The organism is Bradyrhizobium sp. 142, from assembly GCF_023074015.1.
GTDB lineage: Bacteria > Pseudomonadota > Alphaproteobacteria > Rhizobiales > Xanthobacteraceae > Bradyrhizobium.
The window spans coordinates 53,813-75,506 of record NZ_JADPKQ010000198.1 but is presented as its reverse complement, the minus strand read 5'-3'; the positions used below and the strand labels follow the sequence as shown (position 1 = coordinate 75,506).

Sequence of the window (21,694 nt, the reverse complement as noted above, 5' to 3'; positions counted from 1 at the left end):
CGCTGCAAGGCCAGGCCAGATCATTCAGCCCGGCGCGATCACACCGACCGCCTCCGTCGTAACCCGGAAAATCCGCCCAAGACCTTAGCCTGCCCTGCTCCACGGCCGCGTCGCGGCAATGATGCGCATTCTACTCGATGGCCTGCAACTCGGCGAGCTTCGTTCGCGCGGTCGCTTCGTCGAGTGAGACGAGCTCCGCCGGACCGGGATTCGCCTCGCCGGCCGTCGCGACGGAAACGACCGCAAGCCCGGCCAGGCCGCCGAGTATCGCTCCCCCTGTCGCAGCATCGTGCCTGGCACTGCTCTTGATGAGGTAAAATGCGTCCGACCGGATTCCATCATGACTTCGCGCTTGCTGTCGCCGGGAAACATCAGCTCGGTCACCAGCACGTCGTGACGGCCGGCCGAACGATCGGCATAGGCGTATTTTCCCGCGAGGACCTTTCCGAGCGGCGCCCCACGAGCTTCACCTCGCAGGCGCAGAACGCCATGCTCAGGCCGCTCCGCTCGTCCTGCAAGAACACGATGCGCGAGTGCCCTGCGCGCGGAGGTCCCACCTTTCGTGATACCGATGCAAAGTCGGTTCCGACCTGATCGCTGACACACCCACCAGCATGGTACCAACGGCAAGCAACAGCACGCCCAGTCGCAGCATAACGCCCCCCAAATCATTCCCCGGAGGCATGCTAGCCAAAAACAGCGGAAGGTTGCAACTAATCCATGATGACTACTTCATCGGACGATCGACAGCCGGCAACGCGCAGCGAATACGGTTAGAGCTGCTGCACATCCACGACGCCCGCGACCGCCTTGATGGCGCCCGCGATCTGCGGCGAGACCTTGAAGCGGCCGGGCAGCTTCATCTCCACCTCGGTCTCGAGATCGAGCATCATCACCAGCGAGACCTCGCCGTCGCCGTTGGAGCGCGGCGCGGCGCCTGCGCTGCTGACTTTTGCCGCAGCGCCGTTCGAGGCCGCCATATCGGGTCCGGCGAGACGCTTGGCGATCGAGTCCAGCGGCTTGGTATCGCGCACGAAGATGCGCAGGCCCTTCTGGGTCTTGGCGGCGGCGTCATCGAGCGGCTCGGCATGCAGCACGCGGGCGCGAACGTCCTCGCCCTGCAGCTCGGCGCCGAGTTGGAGCAGCACCGCGGCGCCCGGCTCCAGCACGTCGCGATATTGCGCAAGGCCCTCGGAGAACAGAACCGCCTCGAAATGGCCAGTTGGATCGGACAGGCCCATGATGCCCATCTTGTTGCCGGTCTTGGTCCGCCGCTCCATGCGCGACACCACGGTGGCCGCGACCTTGCCGGCAGTGGCGCCGGTCTTTACCGCGCGCGAAAACTCCGCCCAGCTCTGCACCCGCAGCCGCTTCAGGACGGTGGCATAATCGTCGAGCGGATGGCCCGACAGGAAGAAGCCGATCGCGTCGTATTCGCGCCGCAGCCGCTCGGCCGGCAGCCACGGCTCGACCTGCGGCAGCATGATGGTCGGCGCGTCGGCGGCGCCGCCGAACATGTCGTTCTGGCCGATGGTCGCAGCTTCATGGGAGCGCTGGCAGGCGGCGAGCACCGCATCGGCGCCGGCAAAGACGCGCGCGCGGCTGGGCTCAAGCGTGTCGAAGGCGCCGGCGGCAGCCAGGCTCTCGATGATGCGCTTGTTGATCGCGCGCGGATTGACGCGTGCGGCAAAATCGGCAAGCGAAGTGAACGGGCCATTCTTGGTTCGCTCCGCGATGATCTGCTCGACGGCCGCAATGCCGACGCCCTTCAAAGCGGCGAGCGCGTAGTAGATGGTCTTGTCGCCGACCTCGAAGGTCGCGCCGGAGCGGTTGATATTCGGCGGCTCGAGCTTGATGCCGAGGCGTTGCGCCTCGGAGCGGAATTCCGAGAGCTTGTCGGTATTGTTGAGATCCAGCGTCATCGACGCCGCGATGAACTCCACCGGGTAATGCGCCTTCATGTAGGCGGTGTGGTAGGACACCAGCGCGTAGGCCGCCGCGTGGCTCTTGTTGAAGCCGTAGTCGGCGAACTTCGCCAAGAGCTCGAAGATGGTGTCGGCCTGACCCTTCGGCACGCCGTTCTTCACCGCGCCGGCGACGAAGATCTCGCGCTGCTTCTCCATCTCGGCGCGGATCTTCTTGCCCATGGCGCGCCGCAACAGGTCGGCATCGCCGAGCGAATAGCCCGACATCACCTGCGCGATCTGCATCACCTGTTCCTGGTAGATGATGACGCCGAAGGTCTCCTTCAGGATCGGCTCCAGCACGGGATGCAGATATTCCGGCTCCTCGTCGCCGTGCTTGCGAGCGCAATAGGTCGGGATGTTCGCCATCGGACCCGGGCGGTACAGCGCAACCAACGCGATGATGTCCTCGAAACGGTCGGGGCGCATGTCGATCAGCGCCCGCCGCATGCCCTGGCTTTCAACCTGGAACACGCCGACCACGTCGCCGCGGGCCAGCATCTGGTAGCTTTCGGCATCGTCGATCGGCAGCGTCGCGAGATCGACGTGGATGCCCCGCGGCTTGAGCAGCTTGATCGCGACGTCGAGTACGGTCAGCGTCTTCAGGCCGAGGAAGTCGAACTTGACGAGGCCGGCCGGCTCGACCCATTTCATGTTGAACTGGGTCACCGGCATGTCGGATTTGGGATCGCGGTAGAGCGGCACCAGTTCGCTCAGGGGGCGATCGCCGATCACGATGCCGGCCGCGTGGGTGGAGGCGTGCCGCGTCAGGCCTTCGAGGCGCTGCGCGATGTCGAAGGCGCGCGCCACCACCGGGTCTTCGTCGCGAAACGCCTGCAGCTTCGGCTCGCTCTCGATTGCGGCGGCCAGCGTCACCGGCGCGGCCGGATTCTGCGGCACCAGCTTGGTCAGCTTGTCGACCTGGCCGTAGGGCATCTGCAGCACGCGGCCAACGTCGCGCAGCACGCCGCGCGCCTGCAGCGTACCGAAGGTGATGATCTGCGCCACCTGGTCGCGGCCATAGCGCTGCTGGACGTACTGGATCACCTCGCCGCGGCGGTCCTGGCAGAAGTCGATGTCGAAGTCCGGCATCGAGACGCGTTCCGGATTGAGGAAGCGCTCGAACAGCAGGCCGAACTTGATCGGGTCAAGGTCGGTGATGGTCAACGCCCAGGCGACCACAGAGCCTGCGCCGGAGCCACGGCCCGGTCCGACCGGGATGTCCTGCCCCTTCGCCCATTTGATGAAGTCGGACACGATCAAGAAGTAGCCGGCGTACTTCATGCGCATGATGACGTCGAGCTCGAACGCCAGGCGCTTGTTGTAGTCCTCCTCCGTCGAGCCCTGCGACAGGCCGTGCACGCGAAGGCGGTTGGCGAGCCCCTCCTCCGCCTGCCGCTTCAATTCGGCCGCCTCGACCGCGGCGGCGTCCGAGCTCGACGCGGCACCGACGGTGAAGAACGGCAGGATCGGCTTGCGCGTCATCGGACGGAACGAGCAGCGCTCGGCGATCTCGACGGTGGAAGCCAGCGCCTCCGGAATGTCGGCGAACAGCACCGCCATTTCGGAGCGCGTCTTGAAGCGGTGATCGGGCGTGAGCTGCTCGCGCTCGGTCTCCGCGATCAGCCGCCCGCCGGCGATGCAGAGCAGCGCGTCATGCGCCTCGTAGTCGTCGGCCGCGGCGAAATACGGCTCGTTGGTCGCGACCAGCGGCAGGCCCTTCGCATAGGCGAGGTCGACCAGCCCGCTCTCGATGCGCCGCTCCTTGTCGAGGCCGTGCCGCTGCAACTCGACATAGAGGCGGTCGCCGAACAAGCTGGCGAGGCGCTCGCAGCGCGCGGCCGCAAGCTCGGTATGGCCCCCTTGCAGCGCCAGCGAGATCGGCCCGTCCGGCCCGCCCGTCAGTGCGATCAGGCCTTCGGTCTCGCCTTCGAGCCAGTCAAACTTGATGTGGGAGGCGTGGGTGTCGGGCGTCTCCAGGAACGCGCGCGAGTTCAGCCGCATCAGGCTGCGATAGCCGCGCTCCTGCGCTGCCAGCAGCACCACACGCGACGGCAGAAGCGCGTTGCGCGCATTCGGATCCTGGTCGCCGAAATCGATCGCGAGTTCGCAGCCGACGATCGGCTGGATGCCGGAGCCCGCCATCTTGTCGGAGAACTCCAGCGCACCGAACATGTTGTCGGTGTCGGTCAGCGCTAGGGCCGGCTGGTGGTCCTTCTTCGCCAACTCGGCGAGCTTGGCGATTTTGATCGAGCCCTTGAGCAGCGAATAGGCCGAGTGAACGTGAAGGTGGACAAATCCGGCGCTCGGCATGGTCGCGTGACGGCCTCTTGCAGATGAGATGGAGCGGTTGCCGGCAGCGGAGGCATCCTGCACTCGCCCGGCCGACTCGCCTCATAATGGTGCGGCGTCGCTGCGCCAGAGTCCACGCCGGAGCGGCCGATCGGCCGCGTCATCCCGCTTTTCCCCAACGGGCACTCAGTAGTTCCCGAGCAACGGTTTTGTAAACCGCTGCTCTAGAGCTGCGGAAGCACCTGGGCCCAGATCGCGATCATCCCGACGAACAGCGTGATCGACGCCAGTGCGGCGGCCTCTTCCACGAAAATCCTGAACATGGCTTGCTCCCTTGGCTGGAACGTATGAAGAACATTGTTCTCATTTCGTTCTCAGGAGTCAAGCAATCTCGGCCACCTCGCAACGCGATGGTTAACTTGCTGAGCTCAAACAACGAAAAAGCCCCGGCGCAAGGCCGGGGCTTTCGTCAACCGCTCGAATGGAGCGATTGATCTCAGTAGCGACCGAGCATCTGGCCGGGGCCGAACTTGTAGTTCAAGCGCACGAGGCCCATGTCGACGTCCTGACGGATGCGATCGGTCGACGGCACCAGCGCGAACGAGACGTCCTTGTCCTGCAGGAAGATGTGGTTGTACTCGACGCCAAGCGACCAGTTCGGCGCGAAGCCGTACTCGAGGCCGGCACCGACAGTGCCACCCCAGCGGGTCTGGTCGTTCGAGCCCAGCAGCGCGCCGGAGGCGGCGTCGAAGACTTCGTACTTGGCACCGACCACCGCAGCACCGCCCTTGGCGTAGAGCAGGACGTTGTTCCAGGCGTAGCCGACCTGACCGGTGATCAGACCGAACGAGTCGATCTTCGAGCGGTTACGGGTCGCGAACAGCGAGCTGAGGTTGTCGCCGCTGAAGTCAGCCCAGTTGCCCTGACCTTCGACGCCGAACACCCACTGGCCGGACTGCCAGCGATAGCCGATCTGGCCACCAACCGTGCCGCCGGTCGCATCGTGGGAGCCTTCGCGACCAAAGCCAACCGCATCCCAGGTGCTGCGCGCGGAAGCGCCGCCGCCGTTGATGCCGATATAGAAGCCGCTCCAGTCATAGATCGCAGCAACCATCGCCGGCGCCTTGGTGTAGGGCCGTGCGGCGAGGTCAGCTGCCAGCGCCGGTGCCGCGGCGCTCAGCGCGACGAGGCTCACGGCGGCAAGCAACAGATTCTTGTTCATTTGATTCCCGTTCCAGTTTCTTCAGTAGGCCCCCGGGCCGTGGCGCCGTCTTACCAGCGATCGACGGAATTGCTGTAACCTCGACGCAACAGTCCGCTCCAAAGGCCCGCGCTTCATTAACGAACGTTTAGCAGCGCGCGCTGGAAACCCTTTGAAACAAGAGTTTCATGCGTTCCATAGCCGACTACACGACATACCCAGCATGCGCGCGTAACAACGTCGCGCGCACAATCGCGTGATTGCAGCATCGAAATGCGCGCACTGTTTCCCGCCCCCATTGTCGCCACATTTGTGCTCGCGCTCGTCACCGCGCTAAGTGGGCCGCGCCCGCCGCGCGCTCATCGCGCCCGCTTGCGCAATGCAACCGGAAAAATGCTGCCGACAAGTCGGGTAGCGAACAGACGTCCAACGATCGGTAGCGCTAGATTTCTTTTGTGCCCATCCGCCGCCAAGTCCGTGCGAATGAGCTGTCATGAAACACCGATCCGAGCCGCATACTTACGCAATATTGACGCATCAAAAGAGCGTCTTGAGGCGCAGCCCTCTCGGCTTTCAGATGATCCTGAACGAGAGTGTCTGCGCGAAAAGATCAGGCAGCTTGAAACTGCGGCCGCCATGAACATTTTTTAGCTATCGATAGGTAACCGTCATGTCCACCGGCAAACCCGACGCTGTCGCACCTTCGCCGCTTGTGAGACATGCCGCGGATGCGCTCCGCAGAGCACGAAAATTGCCGGTTGGGCATGCCAGAAACGATCTGAGGCAATTGGCGATGGGGCTACTCTGGCTCGAGCGTCGCGGAACGCCGGAGACAATGCAGCGGGTCGCGGCGGCATTCCGTGAAATCGGAACTCGAGGCTAAGGCGATCAATGCCGAAGCCCGATCCCGAGCTGTTGCCGATACGTCCGCGGTGCCCCAAGTGTCAGATGCGAATGATCGGCACCGACGTCGTCCTCGATGCCGATGGTATTGAAGACAGAACTTTCGAGTGCATCAAATGCGGGCATGTCGAAACCAGGCGACTGGCCGCTGATCCTCCGATATCGCCGCCCGCTCGAATTAGGTGAGGGTCGCCTCCTGCTCCACGAGGGTCTCGTAACACTCGCAGGACAGCTGCTTCAATGCGTCTCGATCCAGGATTTTGATGACGCCGCGCGCATATGTGATCACGCCTTTGTCTTGCATCTTGCGCGCAACTTCGGTCACGGACGTCCTGCGGACGCCGAGCATTTCTGCGAGCAGTTCCTGGGTCAGGCTGACAGTGTCGCTCGCGGCGCGATCGGAAGATTGCAGCAGCCAGCGGCAGAAGCGCTCGTCGATCTGATGCAGCGCATTGCAGGCGGCAGTGACGCGAGCCTGTGTCAACATGACCTCGTTGTAGCGCACGCAGACATCGCGAAGCGCATCGCTGGCACCGACCGCTTTCCGGAACGGCGCAGCAGCGATTTTGCTGCAGTGAAGCGGCAACTGGACCACCACGCGAACGAGTGACGTATATAAACCCAGCCCGGCCATTGCACCGACCACGCCTTCGCGCCCGACCGTCGCAGTTTCGATTGCCTTGCCGTCCCGCATCACCACGAGCATCGAAACCATGCCGTTGTGAGGAAAACAAACGTGATCGACCTCGGCGCCGGCCTCATAGATGACTTCGCCCTGCGCCAGCGACCTCGTCACCAGATGCGGCTCGAGCGCATCGAAATCCCTGCGCGGCAACGATGCAAGTAGCTTGTTATCCAGCGAACTGGGCGAAGGTGCGTGCAATTGCGGCTTTCGGCCCGATCGGTCGGGCATGGGTACCGCAGGGGAAAGATTGCGCGCTCCGAGGGGGCGCTCCGCGGGTATTTGCCTGATACTAGGATCGGCACAAACCCTTGTCGGTCCGGTACCCGTCTTGGGCCGGTCCTTGGCCATTTCGACGGATACTACAAAACGTATAGCACATTCTGACGCGCAAGTGTGATCTATTCGCGTCACGGGCATCTATGTGTACGCTAAACGACCACTTCGGCTCCCATAGCGGATAACCGGACGCGATATCGCAGATTGAGACAAATAACTCAAAATCGGCCATAAATTTGCCTCTTGGCCGGAACGAACGACGGAATTCGTCGTTCGCCTTACAACACCGCCTTTGTCCGGTACCCGACGAAGGAACAGGGTGAAGCGCATCTGCCCGAGGAAGCGGGTAAAGGGCGCGTCCTGCCATATTGCCGAGGAAGCCACGTCATGCAGCATCGCGCCTGCACTCGCCCCCTCGTGCTCGTTGTCGAGGACGATATTCTGCTACGATGGACGGCCGCTGAAGCGCTCCAGGCCGCCGGGTTTGACGTTATCGAAGCCGGAAGCGCAATCGAAGCAATCTCGATACTCGAAAAACGGGTTGATATTCGTGCGGTCTTTACCGATGTTCAGATGCCAGGTTCAATCGACGGACTGAAGCTCGCCCACCTCATCAGCTTCCGTTGGCCACCGATCAGGATCATCGCCACTTCCGGTAAGGTCAAATTGCGAGACGACGATCTGCCGGAGGGCGGGCGCTATCTGCAAAAGCCTTATCCCATGGCCGAACTCACGGGCCTGCTGGGTGAGATGATGGGACAATGACAACACGCGCCGGGTCAAAAAACGGTTGCTGATAGATGCGAGCCTGACTTTCGCCACGGGCACATCGCGTCGCCACGCCGATCATGATCGAGGGCCTGCCGGTTTATGCGCTCAACATGAGCGCGCAAGATATCGAGCCCACTGACGCTTTTGCCGAAGAGATCGGCGAATACCTCGTGGCCTTCGCGGCACGCTGCAAGGAAGCGCTTGGAGCCCGCCATTGGCAAGGTGAGGCATGGTCCTGCCACACGAGGCACTGCTGCGGATCTCGAGCGCTTTCCGCCAACAGAGCCGGCGACGTCAGCGCTTTCGCAACGAGACCACGATTTCCGCCGCGGCAGCCTGAAGATCCGACAAATAGCGCGCCGCAAATGCTTCAACAGTAAAGGCAGGGCGGAGCCACAGCATGTTGATGGCTCCAATGGTGCGGCCGTCATCTTGGAGCGGCACTGCGATCGCCAGCAACCCGTCGGCGTGCGGCGGACCACCGTATTGTCCGCCGAGATGCATTGCATCCCGCGTTCCGTATCCGCGCGCCCGTGTCTCCGCCAGAATCGCGTTCAGCCTTTCCGGATCCCGCGCTAGGCGGTCCTCGGGCCGGGAGGACGAACGTAGCAAGTTGATCACCCGCTGCCGCTCCTTCGCGGGACAGAACGCGAGATAAGCCCTGCCGACGCCAGTCAGTAACCAATTCACCTGCCAACCGACGCGCTCCCGGTCCAGCAAGAAGGGGCTCCGGGTTCGGGTAGTCTCTCGAATCTCCAGGTGATCTCCCGAGGGCACCATCAAGTCTGAGGGCCAGGAGGCCCGCTGACAAAGTCGTTCGAGAACCGGAGCGGCAGCCTCGGCGATGCGATCGCGATGCTCACGCCGGGACGGCGGTTGCAAAAGATTCGATCCGACACGGTAGCGCCCATCGGCCAGACGCCTTGTGACCACGGCCGATTCCGCCAGCGTATGCAGGATGCGCAGCAGGCTCGGCTTGGAGATTCGCGTAAGGATGTGCAGCTCATGCAGCGACGAGTCAGGCTGCATTTTCAGCGCCTGAAGCACGCGCAGGCCCCTTTCCAAACCCTTGATGATGGGACCGCTGGCCATCGCTGTGCATTCCTCAATGCGGAACGTAGCATTCCGCAATCCGGAATGCACGTCGTTTTCGCTAGCGCACCGGTGCCGAGTGAGCCGAAGGTGCCACTGTCGCAGACCGCGATCCAACACCTAGGAGTTCAATCATGATGCGGCGATCGCTGCGCCCGTTGATCGCGTCCGCCACGGTCCTTGTTTGGGCCGCGAGTGGAGTTTCAACCGGAGCACAACAATCCTCGTTCCCTTCGACGACCATTCGTTTTGTCGTCCCGAACTCGGCCAGCACGCCGCCGGATATCATCAGCCGCATCATCGCCAAGGAATTGTCCGAGGCCGAGGGCTGGCGCGTGATCGTGGAAAACCGGTCCGGTGGCGTCAGCATGATTGCAGCTCAGGATGTTCTGACCCAGCCTGCAGATGGGCATTCACTTTTGGCGATGTCATTACCATCGACGGTTGCTCCGTCACTGGTTCCCAACATCTCGTATCACCTCGAACAAGATTTCGAGCCCCTGATCAAGGCGGCCGTGTCCTACAATGTCCTGGTGGTCAACCCGTCAGTGCCAGCAAACACCGTTGCAGAACTTGTGAGCCTCCTGAAAAGCCAGCCGGACAAGCTGACATTTTCCTCTGGCGGATTTGGCACGCCTGCGCATCTCATCGGCGAGCAATTCAAGCTGGAGGCCGGGGTACGGGCTCAGCACGTGCCCTATCAGCAGTTTCCCCAGGCCATTGGCGATCTGCTCAACGGCACAAATGCATTCATGTTCATCACCATGCTTCCCGTCATCGACCTCATCATGACGGGCAAGCTGCGTGCCCTGGCTGTCACCGGACCGAAACGGGTGGCGGCGCTGAGCGAAGTTTCCACCATCGTGGAGGCAGGATTTCCCTCACTCGTGGTGGAAGACTGGACCGGATTCGCGGTGAAGCGCGGGACGCCGCCGGCCGTCGTCGCGCAACTGAACGCCGCCATCAACAAGGCGCTCGCCAAGCCGTCCGTTCGCGAGGCATTTGCCAAGCTTGGTGCTGAAGCGGTCGGCGGGACGTCCGCTGAATATGGCAGTCTGGTGAGCGAACAGGTTGCGCACTGGAAGAAGGTGGTGACCGAGGCCAACATCAAGGTGGCACCTTAGTGGCTTCGATGTTTCGGGTGACATTGCTCGGGACGGGGGTTCCTATTCCCCGTCCCGACCGCTTTGGTCCAGCTACGCTGATCCAGGCCGGCGATCGGACTATTCTCATCGACGCCGGGCGCGGCGCCACCATCCGACTGTTTGAGCTGCGGGTTCCGATCGGCCGTATCGATGCCCTGCTGCTCACCCATTTTCATTCCGATCACACCATCGGCATTCCCGATCTGTGGCTGACAGGCTGGCTCGGCTCATATTTTGCTGCGCGGCAAAAGCCATTCCACGTGATCGGGCCGACGGGGACGAACGAACTGATGCGTCATCTGGAGGCGGCTTACGCCCGCGACGTCGAAATTCGGGTGGAGGACGAAAAACTTGCAAGGCAGCACGCCGCCATCACGACGGAAGAGTTCGCGCAAGACGGCATCGTTTACGAAAGCGGCGGCTTGCGTGTGATCGCCTTCACGGTCGACCATGGTGACGCGATCAAGCCAGCCTACGGCTATCGTGTCGAATACGACGGGCGCTCCGCAGTGATCTCGGGGGATACGCGTTACAACGAGAACGTTGTCAAATTCGGCGCCGGGGCCGATCTGTTGATCCACGAAGTCGCGATGGCACGCCCCGAATTGGCGTGTGACCCCCACATCCGGCGCATTCTCAACCACCACACAACGCCGCAGGAGGCGGGACTTGTGTTTGCGAGGGCGAAACCAAGGCTTGCGGCTTACACCCATCTTGTGATGCTCGCCGGCGAGGACATCGCTCCCCCGTCGATTCAGGAACTCGTCGCCCAAACCCGGGAAACCTACGCGGGACCTCTCGAGGTGGGAGAGGACCTGATGTCGTTTGAAATTGGCACCACGGTAACCGTTCGGCGTTCGCCCCGATGAGAGCACAGCGGCGATGCTCCGATAGATCATTTCAGCGTAGCCACCCGAATTCGGCGTCCGTACGCTCAGACTAAATGCTCGATGCCTTCACCGGCGTGTAGATCACGAGTTTCAGCGCCGGATCGTCACTGGCCTAGAAGCTCGGTGGGGAACGCTTTCAGTCCGACAAGGATCGCGATCATGCTCGCTCTACTCACGAGATCCTCCTGCGATGGATCGGATGCTTTTATCAATTGACCGCTTATGCCCAAGTTCCGCGAAGTCTCCATGACCTCTCACGGCCTTCCCCAACGAACCGCAATGCTGGCCGCCCGGAACTTCTCCCGTCGCGCCACTTTAAAAACTTCCCCCGTCGCGCCACTTTAAAATCGAGTGACGGAAGCACGCGCAATGAACGCAGAAACGGAACTCAAATTCCAGGTTGCGCCACGAAAGCTGGCATCCATCCTGCGGAACGGCAGCGGCCGGCGCGATCGATCCGAGCAGGCGCTCGTGTCAAATTACTACGATACGAGCAAACACAAGCTGAGGCGAAATGGCCTCACGCTTCGGGTCCGCAGGGTCGAAGGCCGCTACGTACAAACCGTGAAAGCGAGCGGCCCGGGGAGCGTGACGCGAGGCGAATGGGAGCATGAGGTCAGCGGCGCAAAGCCTGATCTCAAGCGAGCGAGGAACACAGCGCTCGACGGCGTGGCCACCAAAAAACTCCCTCGCAAGCTCAGACCGGTGTTTCAGACCGACGTGCATCGGACAGCGGAGATACGGCGGGTCCGGAGGAGCCAGATCGAGCTCGCGGTCGACCGCGGCCGGATCGGCGCCGGCCACCGCTCGCGATCTATCGCCGAGCTTGAACTGGAGTTGAAGTCCGGGCATGTCGCAGATCTGTTTCGTTTGGCGCGAGACATCGAGCGCAAGACCGATGCCGAGCTCGATCTGCGCTCGAAATCCGAGCAAGGCTACCGGCTCCTGGCGCGAGAAGGCGAAGGCGCGCAACGCGCCGAGCCGATCCGGCTGAAGCACGAGCTTTCACCGCGAGATGCCTTCCGTGTAATCGCGCATTCGACACTTCGGCACATCACCGACAACGCCGATCCGGTGCGCAACATGGATTCCGAGGGCGTCCATCAAATGCGCGTTGGCCTGCGGCGGTTGCGGGCGGCCATCTCCCTCTTCGACGATATCCTGCCGCGCGCGAGCACGGCCCGGATCAAGGCTGAGCTCAGATGGCTCACGGGCGAACTTGCGCCGGCGCGAGAGATCGACGTTTTTCTGAAGGAAAGCATTCAGCCGATCGCCGAGCAGGACGTCCCGAAACGTGGGTCTCGCGCGATCTTCAAGAAATTCTCCGGGCAGCGGATGGCCGCCTTCCGGCGCGCCCGTGACGCGGTTGATTCGGCCCGCTACCGCCGTCTTTTGATTGATGCAGCCGAGTGGATAGAATCCGAACGACCCCGCAGCGCTGATGATCGAACGATCGCAGCCTACGCCGCGGGAATGCTCGACCGGCGGGTGAAGAAGGCGCGAAAACAAGGCAAGCAGCTGAGCGACCTCGATCCAGGGCAGCGGCACAAATTGCGGATCAGGATCAAGAAAATCCGGTATGCCATCGACTTCTACGCAAGCCTCTATCGTGATCGCGACCAGAGCGAGCTGACCGGCCTTTCCGACCGGCTGAAACGGATTCAGTCCGCCCTGGGATCGTTGAACGATTTCATGGCGCATCGCGCGTTGGCGACCGAGGCAGCATTGACGGCGCCTCCCGCAAATCGGCGAGCGCAGGCTTTTGCAGCAGGATTCATCGTGGGACAGGAACGCGAAGCGGCTCAGGACTTGATCGAGGACGCATCGAGGGAGCTGCGCCGATTGCGTCGCCTCAGTGTCGAACCGAGCGAGTGATCTTGGGAGCACCATGGCGTGGGTCGGCAATTGGCAAAATCAATTCGGCTCAATCTTGCGCATCACCAGCGATGCGGAGGGCCGCATCGAGGGCAATTTCGAAACCGCGCTCGAAGACAGCGGCTTCTATGGCCAATCGGTGCCGGTCATCGGGTTTCACAGGGGCAATTGTATCGGCTTTGTCGCCGTACGATGCATCGCCGAATTCCCAAGCCGCCACGAAGCCCGATATTCAGAAGCCCGGTATTCACCAGAAGCCGCGCGTTAGCATGGTCGCGGTGTTCCTGCTCTTGCTCGTTAGCGGGGTCGGATACGCCGCCTACTCCCCCGTTACCGGCGTATAGATCACCAGCTTCAGCGCCGGATCGTCATTGGCCTGAAAACTCGTATGCTCGAAATGCAGCACGCCCAGGGTGGGATGGGACATGGTCTTGAGACCCGAGATGGTGCTGCGGATTTCGTGGGCTTCCCACCATTTGACGAATTCCGGGCTGCCCTGCCGCAGCCGCGCCAGCAAGTCCGCGAAGGCGGGATCGCCGGCCCAGACGTCGTGGGTGGTGCGAAACATCGCCACCATGCGCTTGGCCACGTCCGCCCAGGCTGCACCGTAAGCCTTGCGCGTCTGCTTGTTGGTCATCATCAGGAGCATCGTGTTGCGATCCTCCTCAGGCAGCCGCCCGAACGCAAACACCGCCTCCGCGGCCGCGTTCCAGGCCAGCACGTCCCAGCGCCGGCCCGTGATGTAGGCCGGATGGCTGAGGCTCTCGATCAGCCGCAGGATCGGCGGCGGCACGGTTTCGCGCGTGAATGCGCGCTTGTCGCCGTCGCGTGCCAGCGCCTTGAGATGGGCATGCTCGGTCTTGCTGAGGCGCAGTGCGCGGGCCAGCGCATCGACGGTGGTGACCGACGGGCTGACGGTGCGGCCCTGCTCGAGCCGGATGTACCAGTCGACGCCGATGCCGGCGAGCTGCGCGACCTCCTCGCGGCGCAGGCCCGCAGTGCGCCGCCGCTGACCGGCGGGCAGCCCGACGACCTTCGGCGACAGCTTTTCGCGGCGGGACCTGAGGAAATCGCCGAATTCGACGCGTCGTGGGTCGGCCATGGCTTGCTCCCGCGATGGAGGGACCGAATAATACTAGGATAATACCAGGTCTTCTTGCCTTCAAGGACGCCCGATATCGGCCTCACCCGAACATGAGGTGGACACCATGAAAGCCGCAGTACTGAAATCTCTCGGATCGCCGCTGGTGATCGAGAATGCCCCGGAACCGGTGCTCGGCACCGGCGAGGTCATCGTCGAAGTCGTCGCGACCCGCGTGCTGTCCTACATGAACGAGGTCTTCAGCGGGGTGCGCAACTATGCGCTCGATCTGCCGATCATCCCCGGCCCGGGCGGCATCGGCAGGGTGCGTGCGATCGGCCCGGACGCAACCAAGCTCGCGATCGGCGACTGGGTGTTCTGCGACCCGACAGTGCGTTCGCGCGACGACGTCATCGCGCCCGACATCGCCCTGCAAGGCCTGACTGCCGCCGGTGCGGGCGGCTTGCTCCTGCAAAAGCACTTTCGCCACGGCTCGTTTGCCGAGCAAATGCGGGTGCCGACCGAGAACGTCAAACGCCTCGATGCGATCACGTCCGGGGAAGCCACGCAATGGTGCGCGCTGGGGACGCTGCTGGTGCCCTATGGCGGCTTCCTCGCCGCCAACCTTCAGCCCGGCGAGACCGTGCTGGTGAGCGGCGCCACCGGCAATTTCGGCAGCGCGGCCGTATCGGTCGCGCTCGCCATGGGCGCGGCCTGCGTGGTGGCGCCAGGCCGCAACGAACACATTCTCGCCGATCTCGTCCGCCGCTTCGGCAGCCGGGTGAGGCCAGTCAAGCTCTCCGGCACTGAGGACGACGATCGCGAGAGCATGAAGCGCGCGGCGCTGGGGCCAATCGATTGCGTGCTCGACATCATGCCGCCGTCAGTGAGCACGACCGTGGTGCGCGCCGCGATCATGACGGTGCGACCCTATGGCCGCGTCGCGCTGATGGGCGGGGTCGGCATGGCGGGCGGCGCCGGGCTCGAGCTGCCCTACCCCTGGATCATGCGCAACTGCATCAGCATCCACGGCGTCTGGATGTATCCGCCGGATGCGGCCAGCCGCCTGATCGCGCTGGTGCGATCCGGGCTGTTGCGGCTGGACGAATACGAGGCAAAGGCCTTCGACCTCGACCAGGCCAACGACGCGGTGGCGCATGCTGCGGCCCATGGAGGGCCGTTCAAATTGACGGTGATCAGGCCGTGACACCCCGTACGCTGCGGCGATGCGCCGCCGCAGCCGGTTTGCCGGAGATATCAAAGAGCTGGAGCGCCTCACCCCGATCGTCGCCGCAGAGGCCGGCTACTGTGCATGGGATTATTTTCGCGTTTCTTATTCGAGCTCGACCACTTGGCCGTCCGACAGTGACACGCGCCGGTCCATGCGGCCGGCGAGTTCCATGTTGTGGGTCGCGATCAGCATCGAGACCTGGGTCGCCTTCACGAGCTGCATCAGGGCCTGGAAGACGTGGTCCGCGGTGTGCGGATCGAGGTTGCCGGTCGGCTCGTCCGCGAACAGCACCCGCGGCGCATTCGCCACCGCGCGCGCGATCGCGACGCGCTGCTGCTCGCCGCCCGACAGCTCGGCCGGACGATGCGTGATGCGGTCGCCGAGCCCGAGATAGCCCAGGATCTCCTTGGCGCGCTTGACGCTCTCGGACTTCTTCAGGCCGCGGATCATTTGCGGCATCATGACGTTCTCCAGCGCCGAGAACTCCGGCAGCAGCCGGTGCGACTGGTAGACAAAGCCGATATCGGTGCGGCGCAGCTGCGTACGCTCGATGTCGGGCAGTTGCGAGGTCGGCACGCCGCCGACATAGACCTCGCCGGAATCGGGGGCTTCGAGCAGGCCCGCTATGTGCAGCAGCGTCGATTTGCCCGAGCCCGACGGCGCCACCAGCGCGACCGACTGCCCGGCCCACAGCGCGAGCTTGGCGCCGTCCAGGATCGTCAGCGTCGCCTCGCCCTGCAAGTACTGCCGCTTTATCTCGTGGAGATAAATGACCGGTACATCTTCAGCCCCGTGCTGCTCCATCAACCCCTCACTCGTACCGCAGCGCTTCGACAGGATCGAGGCGCGCGGCGCGCCAGGACGGATAGAGCGTCGCAAGGAACGACAGCGTCAGTGCCATGATGACGACCGCCGTGGTCTCGCCGATGTCGATCTCGGCGGGCAGTTTCGACAGGAAATAAAGCTCTGGCGAAAACAGCTCGGTGCTGGTCAGCCAGGACAGGAATTGCCGGATCGATTCGATGTTGAGGCAGATCACGAGCCCGACGAAGAAGCCAACCAGCGTGCCGACCACACCGATCGAGGCGCCGGTGATCAGGAAGATCCGCATGATCGAGCCTTGCGAGGCGCCCATCGTGCGCAGGATCGCGATGTCGCTGCCCTTGTCCTTCACCAGCATGATCAGGCCGGAGACGATGTTGAGCGCCGCGACCAGAACGATCATGGTCAGGATCAGGAACATCACGTTGCGCTCGACCTGGAGCGCGTTGAAGAAGGTCGAGTTGCGCTGGCGCCAGTCCACCAGGAACACCGGCCGGCCGGCGGCCTCCGTCACCGCCTTGCGAAACGCATCGATGCGATCGGGATTGGTGGTGAACACCTCGATCGAGGTGACGTCGCTGCTGCGGTTGAAATAGGCCTGCGCTTCCGCAAGCGGCATGAAGACGAAGCCGAGATCATATTCGGACATGCCGATCTCGAACACCGCGACGATCTTGTAGGGTTTTATGCGCGGCGTCGTGCCCATCGGGGTGACCGCGCCCTTCGGCGCCACCAGCGTGACGCTGTCGCCGGCATGCAGCGACAATTGGTCGGCCAAACGGCGGCCGATCGCGACGCCCTGGCCCTCGTCAAAGCCGTCGAGCGACCCCTGCTTGATGTTCTTGGCGATCGAGGTGAGGTTGTTGAGGTCGTCGGAGCGGATGCCGCGCACCAGCACGCCCGAGGCATTCCACGGCGAGGACGCCAGCGCCTGTCCGTCGACCACGGGGGCTGCGAGCCGGATGCCCTCGACCTGGCTGATCCGCTCGGCCACGTCCTTCCAATCGGTCAGCGGCGATTCCAGCGGCTGGACCAGGATATGGCCGTTGAGGCCCAAAATCTTGTCGAGCAGCTCCTTCCGGAAGCCGTTCATCACGGCCATCACGATGATCAGCGTCGCCACGCCCAGCATGATGCCGAGAAAGGAGAACCCGGCAATGACCGAGATGAATCCCTCCTTGCGGCGCGCCCGTAAGTAGCGCGCCGACAGCATCCACTCGAATGGCGCAAAAGGCGCGGTTTTCGCGGTTTCGGTCATGGTCTCATCCATCGCTCGATAATCCCATGATTCGGGGTCAAATGTGGCCGGATTGGCGGCCTCGACATCGCGCGATGAACAATATTCAGCCGACCAGGCGTGCGACGACGTCCGAAGGCGACATCGTCTCGCGGGCGCCGTCGCTGCGCCGCTTGAGCTCGATCTTGCCGTCGGCGAGCCCCTTCGGCCCGATCATGATCTGCCAGGGGATGCCGATCAGGTCGGCCGCGGCGAATTTGGCGCCGGCGCGCTGGTCGGTGTCGTCATAGAGCACGTCGACGCCCTTGGCGCTGAGCTCCACATAGAGCTTCTCACAGGCCGCATCGACGGCGGCATCGCCCTGCTTGAGGTTCAGCACCACGGCGCGGAACGGCGCCACGGGTTCGGGCCATTTGATGCCGGCATCGTCGTGGCAGGCCTCGATAATGGCGCCGAGCAGACGCGAGACGCCGACGCCGTAGGAGCCGCCATGGATCGGTACGTCGACGCCGTCGGGGCCGGCCACCATCGCCTTCATCGCTTCGGAATATTTGGTACCGAAGTAGAAGATCTGACCGACCTCGATGCCGCGGGTGTTCAGGCGCTTGTCCTCGGGGACTTCCTGCTCGAACCGCGCGGCGTCGTGGACGTCCTCGGTGGCAGCGTAGACCGACGTCCACTGCTTGATGATCGGCGTCAGATCGGCCTCATAGTCCACATCCTCGCCCGGCACTGGCAGGTCCAGCACGTCGCGATTAATGAAGACGCCGGATTCACCGGTCTCGGCGAGCACGATGAATTCATGGCTCAGATCGCCGCCGATCGGCCCGGTCTCGGCGCGCATCGGGATCGCCTTCAGCCCCATCCGCGCAAAGGTGCGCAAGTACGCGACGAACATCTTGTTGTAGGCGACGCGTGCCGCCGCCTCGTTGAGATCGAAGGAATAGGCGTCCTTCATCAAAAATTCGCGTCCGCGCATCACGCCGAAGCGCGGACGCTGCTCGTCGCGGAATTTCCATTGAATATGATAGAGGTTGAGCGGCAAACTCTTGTAGGACTTCACGTAGGCACGGAAGATCTCGGTGATCATTTCCTCATTGGTCGGCCCGTACAGCAGCTCGCGCTTGTGGCGGTCGGCGATACGCAGCATCTCCGGGCCGTAGGCGTCGTAGCGGCCGCTTTCGCGCCAGAGGTCGGCGAGCTGGAGCGTCGGCATCAACAGTTCCAGCGCGCCGGAGCGGTCCTGCTCCTCGCGCACGATCTGCTCGATCTTCTTGAGCACACGAAAGCCGAGCGGGAGCCAGGCGTAGATGCCGGCAGCTTCCTGCCGGATCATGCCCGCGCGCAGCATCAGGCGATGCGAGACGATCTCCGCCTCTTTCGGATTTTCCTTCAGGATTGGCAGAAAGAACCGCGACAACCGCATGGCAATACTCGAAGAATCAGCGACGGTTTGCAGTGAAACCGGATTGGGAGCGAAAATACAAGACCGGGACTGAGGAAAAGCCGCTAAGGCAGCGAAATTCCTGTCATTTTTCCGTCGACCTCAGGTTCAACTTGAGGTGACAGCCAAGGCGACTTTAGGGCGGCGCCACCTCGAGCTCGTCCTCCAGCGTGATCTTCTCGAAATCGGTCACCAGCGCATCGATGCGCATATGCCAGCGGCCGGCAAAGGGAAGCTCGACCTTGCGGACGTGCCAGTAGCCATCCGGCCCGAGTTCGGCGGCGCGCTCGATCGGCTCGATGCCCCGCTCGGGCAGGCTCAGCGTCAGCGTCGCCTCCTTGACCGCGAGCGGCATCGCCTCGCCGGTCATGAGCTGGAGCACGAAATCGTCCACACCAGCTTTGCCCGGCGACACCAGGACCTGGAAGATGGCCTTGTCGGTGTGGATGTGGATCGCGAGCGGCGTCTCCGGAACGATGGTTCGCGGCGGGGGCGTGAAGCGCCAGCCGGCCACCACAGCGAAGATGCCAAGCGCGATCGCGCATTCGCACAGGATAGAGCGCTTCAATGCGAGCGCAGTCTTGTGATCCCTTGCCAGCGCCGGGGTCAGGCGAAAGCGATTGATCGCGGCGAGGGCCAGCAGGGTCAGGACCAGCGCCAACTTGATCGAGAGAAGGAGGCCGTATCTGGTCTCAACCAACGCGGACAACTTTTCGAGCTGAACGATCGCGAGCACAAGGCCTGTCAATGCCAGCATGCCGACGACCGGCACGGCCAGACGGGAGAAGCGGTTCACGACCGGCAATGTTGCTGCTGTCGGTTTAGACACAACCGCAACCAGCGGCGCCAATGCGCCGATCCAGAAGGCGACACCGAGTCCGTGGAGGAAGATCGCCGGCCGCGTCAACACCTCGGGCGGCGCCGTCGCGGCGTGCCCGGTCTTGGCGAGTGACAGGCCGACACCGACAAACGCGATGACAGCAAGTGCGCGCACGTACCACACGCCGCGCAGCGCCATCATCGCGAACAGCATCGTGGCGATGGCGACCAGCATGGCGGGACCGGCACTGGTCGCGAATGCGACCTTCCAGGGGGCAATAGTCGTCAGAGCCGCCAGCGGCAGGCCGAGGAGATCAAGACCCAGCGCGCCGAGCGAGATAATGGCGCTGGGAAGGCCAATCGCGAGCGCGACGCGCGGCACGGTCGTGCCCGTCATCGACCCTGCAATCCAGCGCGCAAAGAACGCGCCGCCGACGCCGACGAAGAGCCCGAGATAGAGACCGATCCGCGCAAGCCAGATCAGCGCGTTCAGCCCGCGCTCCGCCATCGCGTCAGGTTGTGTCGCCGTCGGCGTGCCAATCGAGAAGATCACCGATCCGGCGATGGGATGGCCGTCCTGCGAGATCACGCGGTAGCTCACAACCGTCGTTCCCTGCGGCAGGTCCGGCGGCATCGCAATCGAGATGGTCTCGCCCGATGCTCTGATGCGCGCATCGTCCCGTGCCCTGCCCGCGCCGTCGATCAACCGGATCGCGCCCGGCGTCACGGCCTCGTTGAAGCGCAGCTCCACCGCCTTCGGCGCGGTCGTAAGCATGCTGCCGCTCGCCGGCTCGGCCGATACCAGTGCCGCGTGCGCCAACGCTGTCGTCGCGAAACCGACAACGAGGAGCAGCGTCGCGAGCGCGGCGAGAAGGCGCATCAGGGTTTTGGCAACAGCTTCACGCCAGGTGCCGGCGACTTGCCCTCGTGCGAATTCCCTGCCCCCTCTGCCGGGATTTCGATCCAGCGGCTGACGCCGGTCTCGCACTCCTGGACGACAGGGAAATACAGGGTCGTGTTCGGCTTCAAACTGTCCGTGAGAAAGCTGCTGATGACGAACTCGTCGTAATTGTGGTCCGGCAGCTTGCCGCCGGACCACGCCACCTCCTTGACGCCGGAGGAAAGCTTGTTGCCGTGATAGTCGTATTCGCCGGCATATTTGCCTTCGACCACATCGACGCTCCAGCCCGCCTTCGGCATCGCCTTCACCGCGATGACGCCCTCAGGGATCTGCACGCGGATCTTCATCGTGGACGAACCCGCGCAGCCGTGCGGCACGGCGAAGACGGCCTTGTAGTAAGAGCCGATCCTCGCCTGCTTGGTCTCGAGCGTGATGTGCGCCGCCGCAGGCGATGCGGCGAGCGCGCCGAGCAGGATCAGCCAAGGTGTTGTCGACATGCTCGCTCTCCCAGAAATTAGATCACCCTCATCACATCTTCATTCCCGAATGATCCGGCATTTTCTTCATCATTTGGCCGCCATCGCTGGGCGCCTGGGCGCCGACGCCCTGGACGTCGAGGGTCACTGCAACCTTCCCGGCCTTCTCGAACTCCAACGTCACTGGCACCTTGTCGCCCTGCTTGAGCGGCGCTTTCAGCTCCTGAAGCATCAAATGGTAGCCGCCTGGCGCGAACTTCACAGCCTTGCCCGGTTCGATTGCGAGACCCTTGTCCAGTAGGCGCATTTTCATCACGCCGTTCTCCGTCGTCATCTCGTGGAGATCGCCCTTGCCCGCGATCTCCGCCCAGACGCTGAGGAGCTTGTCCGGCGCAGCTCCCTTGTTCTCGATCGTGAGATAGCCGCCGGCGACCTTTGCACCGCTCGGCGTAGCGCGGCTCCAGGCCTGCGAGATCACGAGATCGCCGGCCTTGACGTCGCTGGCGCGAACCGGAACGACGAAAAGTGCGAGAGCGAACGCCGCGAGCAGCCCATCTTTCAACATAGCCTTCATATCGAGATCCTGTTT

At 63.2% G+C, this 21,694-nt stretch carries 18 protein-coding genes; 7 read left to right on the top strand and 11 right to left on the bottom strand.

Annotation, left to right across the window (positions count from 1 at the left end; all coding sequences use genetic code 11):
- Nucleotides 1–318 precede the first annotated feature (318 nt).
- A complete protein-coding gene (locus IVA82_RS17695) occupies nt 319–594 on the top strand; it encodes a hypothetical protein (protein ID WP_247389174.1) in 276 nt (91 codons plus the stop codon).
- 179 nt (nt 595–773) lie between these two features.
- On the opposite strand, the gene dnaE is transcribed toward IVA82_RS17695, so the two are convergent.
- The 3 genes from dnaE to IVA82_RS17680 form a co-directional block, all read right to left on the bottom strand.
- Entirely contained in the window at nt 774–4,277 is a 3,504-nt protein-coding gene (dnaE, locus tag IVA82_RS17690; RefSeq protein ID WP_247389175.1) for a DNA polymerase III subunit alpha, read from the bottom strand.
- Nucleotides 4,278–4,752: 475 nt separating this feature from the next.
- Nucleotides 4,753–5,478, bottom strand: a complete 726-nt coding sequence (locus IVA82_RS17685; protein ID WP_247389176.1) for an outer membrane beta-barrel protein — start codon at nt 5,476–5,478, stop codon at nt 4,753–4,755.
- Nucleotides 5,479–6,538: 1,060 nt separating this feature from the next.
- A complete protein-coding gene (locus IVA82_RS17680; RefSeq protein ID WP_247389177.1) occupies nt 6,539–7,273 on the bottom strand; it encodes a Crp/Fnr family transcriptional regulator in 735 nt (244 codons plus the stop codon).
- 291 nt (nt 7,274–7,564) lie between these two features.
- On the opposite strand from IVA82_RS17680, the gene IVA82_RS17675 reads away from it, so the two are divergent.
- Nucleotides 7,565–8,086 (top strand): response regulator, encoded by a 522-nt coding sequence (locus IVA82_RS17675; protein WP_346658801.1) that lies wholly within the window; start codon nt 7,565–7,567, stop codon nt 8,084–8,086.
- 300 nt (nt 8,087–8,386) lie between these two features.
- Here the strand turns inward: IVA82_RS17675 and IVA82_RS17670 are convergent, their stop codons facing one another.
- Nucleotides 8,387–9,184, bottom strand: a complete 798-nt coding sequence (locus IVA82_RS17670) for an IclR family transcriptional regulator C-terminal domain-containing protein (protein WP_247389178.1) — start codon at nt 9,182–9,184, stop codon at nt 8,387–8,389.
- A 134-nt stretch (nt 9,185–9,318) separates the two neighbouring features.
- Between IVA82_RS17670 and IVA82_RS17665 the strand changes: the two genes are divergently transcribed.
- The 4 genes from IVA82_RS17665 to IVA82_RS17645 all read left to right on the top strand — a co-directional run bounded on the left by IVA82_RS17665 (nt 9,319) and on the right by IVA82_RS17645 (nt 13,362).
- Nucleotides 9,319–10,308 (top strand): tripartite tricarboxylate transporter substrate-binding protein, encoded by a 990-nt coding sequence (locus tag IVA82_RS17665; RefSeq protein ID WP_247389179.1) that lies wholly within the window; start codon nt 9,319–9,321, stop codon nt 10,306–10,308.
- Between the two features lie 8 nt (nt 10,309–10,316).
- Entirely contained in the window at nt 10,317–11,198 is an 882-nt protein-coding gene (locus tag IVA82_RS17660; protein ID WP_247389180.1) for an MBL fold metallo-hydrolase, read from the top strand.
- 390 nt (nt 11,199–11,588) lie between these two features.
- Nucleotides 11,589–13,094, top strand: coding sequence for a CHAD domain-containing protein (locus tag IVA82_RS48550; protein ID WP_256469670.1), 1,506 nt, complete (start codon nt 11,589–11,591; stop codon nt 13,092–13,094).
- Between the two features lie 13 nt (nt 13,095–13,107).
- On the top strand, nt 13,108–13,362 hold the full coding sequence (locus IVA82_RS17645) for an avidin/streptavidin family protein (RefSeq protein ID WP_247389181.1): 255 nt from the start codon (nt 13,108–13,110) through the stop codon (nt 13,360–13,362).
- 51 nt (nt 13,363–13,413) lie between these two features.
- On the opposite strand, the gene IVA82_RS17640 is transcribed toward IVA82_RS17645, so the two are convergent.
- A complete protein-coding gene (locus IVA82_RS17640; RefSeq protein ID WP_247389182.1) occupies nt 13,414–14,196 on the bottom strand; it encodes a helix-turn-helix transcriptional regulator in 783 nt (260 codons plus the stop codon).
- A 106-nt stretch (nt 14,197–14,302) separates the two neighbouring features.
- Between IVA82_RS17640 and IVA82_RS17635 the strand changes: the two genes are divergently transcribed.
- Entirely contained in the window at nt 14,303–15,382 is a 1,080-nt protein-coding gene (locus IVA82_RS17635) for a zinc-binding alcohol dehydrogenase family protein (RefSeq protein WP_247389183.1), read from the top strand.
- Nucleotides 15,383–15,508: 126 nt separating this feature from the next.
- Here the strand turns inward: IVA82_RS17635 and IVA82_RS17630 are convergent, their stop codons facing one another.
- The 6 genes from IVA82_RS17630 to IVA82_RS17605 form a co-directional block, all read right to left on the bottom strand.
- The gene (locus IVA82_RS17630; protein WP_247389184.1) at nt 15,509–16,210 is read right to left on the bottom strand and encodes an ABC transporter ATP-binding protein; all 702 of its coding nucleotides are present in this window, start codon (nt 16,208–16,210) and stop codon (nt 15,509–15,511) included.
- A 7-nt stretch (nt 16,211–16,217) separates the two neighbouring features.
- On the bottom strand, nt 16,218–17,498 hold the full coding sequence (locus tag IVA82_RS17625) for a lipoprotein-releasing ABC transporter permease subunit (protein WP_247389185.1): 1,281 nt from the start codon (nt 17,496–17,498) through the stop codon (nt 16,218–16,220).
- A gap of 73 nt (nt 17,499–17,571) precedes the next feature.
- Nucleotides 17,572–18,891: a proline--tRNA ligase gene (proS, locus tag IVA82_RS17620; RefSeq protein ID WP_247389186.1), complete on the bottom strand. Its 1,320-nt coding sequence runs from the start codon at nt 18,889–18,891 to the stop codon at nt 17,572–17,574.
- Between the two features lie 154 nt (nt 18,892–19,045).
- Nucleotides 19,046–20,608, bottom strand: a complete 1,563-nt coding sequence (locus tag IVA82_RS17615) for a CopD family protein (protein WP_247389187.1) — start codon at nt 20,606–20,608, stop codon at nt 19,046–19,048.
- Nucleotides 20,608–21,126, bottom strand: coding sequence for a YcnI family protein (locus IVA82_RS17610; RefSeq protein WP_247493437.1), 519 nt, complete (start codon nt 21,124–21,126; stop codon nt 20,608–20,610). The genes IVA82_RS17615 and IVA82_RS17610 overlap by 1 nt, the downstream gene beginning before the upstream one ends.
- A gap of 31 nt (nt 21,127–21,157) precedes the next feature.
- Nucleotides 21,158–21,679 carry a copper chaperone PCu(A)C gene (locus IVA82_RS17605; RefSeq protein ID WP_247389189.1) on the bottom strand — a complete coding sequence of 174 codons (522 nt, stop codon included), beginning with the start codon at nt 21,677–21,679 and terminating at the stop codon, nt 21,158–21,160.
- Nucleotides 21,680–21,694: the final 15 nt, after the last annotated feature.